Below are 3,036 nucleotides of genomic sequence, written 5' to 3'. Positions count from 1 at the left end.
CATCTGCATATATGCGTCATTTTTAGAGTTTTTAAATCGTGTATTACTCTCATTAAATTTGCTGATTTCATGTTCTTCATTTGCAAATGCCTTTGACACCCTTATTCCTGAGATACTGCTTTCAAGCTGTGCATTTACACCTGATATTTTTTCTTTTACTTTTTTAAAACCCTGTGACATTTTTTTCCTTCTTATTACTGCAAAAAAAACCATGATCGGTACAATGGCATATACTCCCAAAGCAAGTTGCCAGTTGAGAAACAACATGGCAAAGAATGAACCTATAAGCATTATGGCTGACAGGAAAACATCTTCAGGAACATGATGAGCCATTTCTGTCATCTCATTGAGGTCATTAATCATTCTGGACATGATATGCCCCACTCTCGTCTTGTCATAAAAACGAAAAGAGAGCCTTTGAAGGTGAATAAAAAGCTCTTTTCTCAAGTCATATTCAATCCTTATTCCGAGAATATGGCCCCAATAATCATTTACAAACTGAAAGCCCACCCTTAGGAGATATAATCCAAGTAAAATTGACACAAAGATAAAATATCCTCTCAATTCATTTCTTGGAAGTAGATCATTTAATGCATATTTTGCAAGCATCGGATAGGACAAATCAATAAATGCCACAAAAAAAGCACAGATCATATCAATCATAAAGAGCTTTTTATGGGGCTTATAAAATCTTCCGAATTTTTTTATCGTAGAAAAATCATGCTTCATAGTATTCCTCCATTACGTTAATCTGTATTTCACAAGCTGTTTTAAAAAAATTAATTATATCTTATCATATTTTTTTTTAAACATATGTAAAATAATTTTTATATTATCAAATTTTCCAATTGACTCCATCAGCTTCTTTATAAATAAATATCCCGATTTACTTGAAATACAGAATCAAAAAAATAATGAAATAAATATTAAAAAAGAGGCCCTAGAGCCCCTATAAAAACTTGTATGTCACAATTAATCCAGTATAGACAGAGTAGTCCTTTCTCACAATCGGGGAATTGTTTATATTCCCTCCGTACAGCTTTACACCGTTTATCCACTGAAATGAAAGGTCTCTGTTGTAAATATAACTAAAGGTTCCCTTTATTCCGTATATTACATCTCCTGCACCCCTATACTCCTGACCACCATTTATCCCTCCGGCGAGAGCTTCACTTCCCTTCACTCCGTAAAAATAATCCACAAAATTTCCATCTACATAGGTTATCCCGGCAGAAGGTATGAAATAAAGGTTCCTGTTAGCTATAGTATATCTGGCACTTCCCTCAAACCCGAAAGATTTACCATCACTCTCTCCGCTCACATCACCCGTGGCAAAAGTCACAAACTTATAAATATTATAGTTATATGTAGTTTTTATCCCCAGATGAAAATCAAAGTCTCTGTCTTCCATGGCATCATACTCATCTTTTAAGTCATCAGAATCATATCCCAGATGGGCTTTCCCTATAAGGCTAAGTTTCATGCCGTCTTCATTATAGAGATCATATCCAATTTCATCGTAATTAATATAAAAATCATTATATCTTAAATTTACAGCAGCCACTGGAAATGTCTCGTACTTGTCCTCTGTCTCATAGATACTATTCTGTGTTATCGCTCCAGCTCCTACAGAAAGTGTTATTTTATTTCCCTCCTCTGCCTTGGCAGCAGTTGAAAAAACTAAACCAGACACTAGCAATAAAGCTAATTTATTTTTCATATTCTTCTCTCCTAAACAGCATAATATAATTGCATAAAGAACCTTAATCAGCAGACTTTTAAAATATTTCAAGGTGTGATCCTAAAATATAAGCAGCGAGCAGAACTATAATTATTCTGTATACAAATAGTGTTCTTTTTAATTCTCCTTTTGTTTTATGAATCCTTTTTTTTAAAATCAACAGCCTTCCCCCTTTTTTGTTTATCAATCTTTATTATAGCATAATTTTCCCATCATTCTAAGTCAAAACAGGGATTTTTTTGATATCTTTCAGATCACTATTCCATATTTTATTGTAATTTTATAAAAATTCTTCCACAAAAAAAATGTTTTGAATTCACAGCAAACATATATTTTATAAGATTTAAAAAATGAACAGTTTATCCATTTTTGACCCTTTTGAATAAAAATAAAATTTTTATAGATAATTGAATTTTTCAACTATTTTATTTGAGATAAAATAGAGTTATAATTGATTAGCCTGCATATTAATCCTCGTTATGTTTTTGTTAGATTCCTTTAAAATCAATTGCTGGTATTGATTCCTAAAAATCAGTGTTTCATTTTCTTCAATTTATTGGGGAGTATTATTTTATAAAATTCAAAATAATTAATATGCAGGCACTTCCATCTAAGAACCTCTCAGTGAATATCCTATATTTTTCAAGCTGCTCACATGTTAAATTTAAAATTTTGTTTTCAGATTTTTTATGATATAATTCTTTCATCTATGCATTTTGGGTGGACTATCCCCTATGGACAATAGATATCTAATGATTTGAAATATTGATTTTTATACAATATTTTATATCGATTTTAAATAATAAACTTATCTAGGACGGTGATTATATTGAATTTAGTAGTTTTGACGGGAAGGCTTACAAGAGACCCTGAATTGAAGTACGGACAAAGCGGAAAGGCATACTGCAGATTTTCCTTAGCTGTGGACAGACCCTTCCAAAAGGGAGAAGCTGATTTTATCAACTGTGTTGCATTTGGTAAAACTGCAGAGTTGATAGGAGAATACTTAAGAAAAGGTAAAAAAACAGGTGTCCAAGGCAGACTTCAGATGAATAAATATGAGGTAGAAGGGGAAAAAAGGACTACCTATGACGTTATTGTAGACAATATCGAATTTTTAGAAGGAAGAAACAGCGAGTCATCTTATGATAACAGCGGTTCTCAAGGAGGATATTCTAACTCTAATTCCAATTCTTACTCAAAACCTGCAAAACCACAGTCTCCTTCTAGTTCTAAGCCGGAAGCCGAATCATTTGAAGACGACGATGAATTTCCATTCTAATATGTAACTCCAT

At 32.3% G+C, this 3,036-nt stretch carries 4 protein-coding genes; 1 reads left to right on the top strand and 3 read right to left on the bottom strand.

Annotation, left to right across the window (positions count from 1 at the left end; translation table 11 throughout):
• From ABZA26_RS11345 to ABZA26_RS11335, 3 genes are all read right to left on the bottom strand, one after another.
• Positions 1-729: ABC transporter ATP-binding protein (locus ABZA26_RS11345; protein ID WP_372714638.1), on the bottom strand; the 729-nt coding region annotated here is incomplete at its 3' end.
• Positions 730-949: 220 nt separating this feature from the next.
• Complete coding sequence (locus ABZA26_RS11340; protein ID WP_372714637.1) at positions 950-1,720, bottom strand: MipA/OmpV family protein; 771 nt, start codon at positions 1,718-1,720, stop codon at positions 950-952.
• Positions 1,721-2,307: 587 nt separating this feature from the next.
• The gene (locus ABZA26_RS11335) at positions 2,308-2,448 is read right to left on the bottom strand and encodes a hypothetical protein (RefSeq protein WP_372714636.1); all 141 of its coding nucleotides are present in this window, start codon (positions 2,446-2,448) and stop codon (positions 2,308-2,310) included.
• A 122-nt stretch (positions 2,449-2,570) separates the two neighbouring features.
• Between ABZA26_RS11335 and ABZA26_RS11330 the strand changes: the two genes are divergently transcribed.
• Positions 2,571-3,023, top strand: coding sequence for a single-stranded DNA-binding protein (locus ABZA26_RS11330; protein WP_372714635.1), 453 nt, complete (start codon positions 2,571-2,573; stop codon positions 3,021-3,023).
• The last annotated feature ends 13 nt before the right edge of the window (positions 3,024-3,036 follow it).

Source organism: Ilyobacter sp., from assembly GCF_041583315.1.
GTDB lineage: Bacteria > Fusobacteriota > Fusobacteriia > Fusobacteriales > Fusobacteriaceae > Ilyobacter.
This window is presented reverse-complemented; position numbering and strand designations above follow the sequence as displayed.